We start from the raw sequence: 2,838 nt of genomic DNA, 5'->3' as shown, positions 1-2,838 counted from the left end.
CGCTCACGGCCGCGCCGGCGCTCGCGCGGGGCCTGCGGCGGGGCGGGCAGCTGCTCCTCCAGCCCCAGGCTGCCGGTGAAATGCTCGGCGCCGTCGGTGGCCTCCTCGACCAGGGCGGTGGCCTCGGCCAGCAGCGCGTCCTCGGCGGTGCCGGAGACCCATTCGCGCCCTTCCTCGATCAGCGCCGGCACCGCCAGCGGCGAAACCCGGTCGAGGGCCACATGCCGGATGCGGCCCTGGATGCGCGCCAGCAGCGCGCCGATGCGCGCCACATCGGTCAGGCCCGAGGCGGCCTCGGCCCGCGTCGCGCGCAGCAGGATGTGGTCGGGCTCGTGCCGGCGCAGCACGTCGTAGATGAGGTCGGCGCCCATGGTCATCTGGCGTCCGGATTTCTCGGCGCCCGGATGGTTCTTCTCCAGCAGCCCGGCGATGGTGGCGATGTTGCGGAAGGAGCGGCGCAGCATCGAGCTGTCGGCCATCCACTCTTCCAGTTCCTCGCCCAGCAAATCCTCGGAGAACAGCGCCTCCATGTCGGTGGCGGGGAAGGCGCTCCAGGCCGCCAGCACGTAGTCGGTGCCGAGGAAGCCGAGCGGGCCGAGGCCGAGCCGCTCCATCCGCCGCGTCAGCAGCATGCCCAGCGTCTGATGCGCCAGCCGCCCCTCGAAGCAGTAGGCCACCAGGAAGAAACGGCCGCCGCGCGGGAAGCTCTCGACCAGCAGCCCCTCGGCCGGCGGCAGCTCGGAGACCTTGCGCTGCAGACGCAGCCAGTCCTGCACCGGGGCCGGCAAAGCGCGCCAGCTGCGCGGCTCGGCCAGGATGGCGCGCACCCGGGCGGCCAGATGGGTGGAGAGCGGCATGCGCGAGCCGGCATAGGCGGGGATGCGCGGCTCGCCCTCGCCGCCGCGGCTGACGACGACGGTGCCGGGGTCGAGGCGCTCATAGCGCAGCACCTGGCCGGCGAACAAAAAATTGTCGCCGGGCTCGAGGGTGGAGACGAACCATTCCTCCACCTCGCCCAGCATCGGCCCGCCGCGCAGCCGCACCTTGACCAGCGGCGTCTCGACGATGGTGCCGAGATTCATCCGCAGCTGCCGCGCCACCCGCTCGCCCCGGATATGCACAAGGCCCTCGGCGTCGCGGAACAGCTTGCGGTAGCGCTCATAACCGGAGAGGGCGTAGCCGCCATCCTCGACGAAGCGCAGCACATCGTCGAAATCGCGGCGCGACAGCCCGGCATAGGGCTGGCTGCGCCGCACCTCGGCATAGAGGTCGTCGGGGTGGAAGGGGGCGTGGCAGGCCATGGCCAGCACATGCTGCGCCAGCACGTCGAGCCCGCCGGGGCGGGGCGGCTCGCCATCCACCTCGCCGGCGCCGACCGCCTGGATGGCGGCGCGGCACTCGATCACCTCGAAGCGGTTGGCCGGCACCAGCACGGCGCGGGAGGGCTCGTCCATGCGGTGGTTGGCGCGGCCGACCCGCTGCAGCAGCCGCGCCACACCCTTGGGCGCGCCCACCTGGATCACCTGGTCCACCGCGCCCCAATCGATGCCGAGATCGAGCGAGGCGGTGGCGACCACCGCGCGGAGCTTTCCCGCCGCCATCGCAGCCTCGACCTTGCGCCGCTGCTCGACGGTCAGCGAGCCATGGTGCAGCGCGATCGGCAGGTTCTCCTCGTTCAGCCGCCACAGCGCGGCGAAGCAGAGCTCCGCCTGGGCGCGGGTGTTGACGAAGATGATGGTCACGCCCGCGCCGGTCAGCCGCTGATAGACATCGGGCATCGAGGCCAGGCCCATATGCCCGCCCCAGGGCAGCCGCCCCGCGGGCAGCAGCACCTCGAGCGAGGGCGCGGCGCCGCCGCTGGCGCGCACCTGGCGCACCGTGGCGGGATCGGCCTCGGGCGAGACCCAGGCGGCGATGGCGTCCGGATGCGCGACCGTCGCCGACAGCCCGACCCGCCGCAGCCCCGGCGAGAGCCGCGACAGGCGCGCCAGGCCGAGCGCCAGCTGGTCGCCGCGCTTGGTGCCGGCCAGCGCATGCACCTCATCCACCACGGCGCAGGCGAGGTTGCCGAAGATCTCGCCCGCATCGGGCAGGGAGAGCAGCAGCTCCAGGCTTTCCGGCGTGGTCAGCAGGATCTGCGGCGGGCGCTCCCGCTGCCGGGCGCGACGGTTGGCGGGGGTGTCGCCGGTGCGGGTCTCGATGCGCAGCTCGAGCCCCATCTCCTCCGCCGGCGTCATCAGGTTGCGGGCGATGTCCACCGCCAGCGCCTTCAGCGGCGAGATGTAGAGGGTGTGCAGCCCCTCGCGCGGGGCGCGGTGCAGATCGATCAGGCTGGGCAGGAAGCCGGCCAGCGTCTTGCCGCCGCCGGTGGGGGCGATCAGCAGCGCCGAGTCGCCGGCCTCGGCGGCGTCCAGCATCTCCAGCTGGTGCCGGCGCGGGGTCCAGCCGCGCGCGGCGAACCAGCCGGCAAAAGGTTCCGGCAATGTTCGCATCGGCCCCCCATATGGACCGGCCGGGCGGGGCCGGGAAGGGGCGGCTATTGCAGGTAGCGCCAGCGCGAGACCGAGGGCTCCGCCCCCGCCCAGCGCCAGCCACCCGATTGCCGGCAGGCGGTGGCCAGGAAGACGCCCTCGGGCGGCGCCTCGGGCTTGTCCTGCACCGAGAACAGCACCTCCCGGCATTGCGCCAGCGGCGTGTCAATCTGCCGCGTCACCGCCAGCTGGCCCATATTGTCGCGCCAGCCGAAGGGCAGGCCGTGCGAGACGCGCCAGGGCCGGCTCTCGCCCGGGGCCAGGCTGCCGGCGGCCTCGGCGATGGCGGTCTGCTCGGCGCGCTGCA

General features: G+C 73.4%; 1 protein-coding gene and 1 pseudogene. Both read right to left on the bottom strand.

Annotated features, from left to right (window positions below; genetic code table 11):
• The coding region (locus HMPREF0731_RS04360; protein WP_007002815.1) for a ligase-associated DNA damage response DEXH box helicase at positions 1-2,492 on the bottom strand (2,492 nt) is incomplete at its 3' end.
• Between the two features lie 44 nt (positions 2,493-2,536).
• A pseudogene (locus tag HMPREF0731_RS24960) lies at positions 2,537-2,838 on the bottom strand (hypothetical protein); the annotation flags it as partial.

It is taken from the genome of Pseudoroseomonas cervicalis ATCC 49957 (genome assembly GCF_000164635.1).
Taxonomy (GTDB): Bacteria; Pseudomonadota; Alphaproteobacteria; order Acetobacterales; family Acetobacteraceae; genus Pseudoroseomonas; species Pseudoroseomonas cervicalis.
Note: the sequence above shows the minus strand (reverse complement) of the source record. Positions and strands in the feature narration are given on the sequence as shown.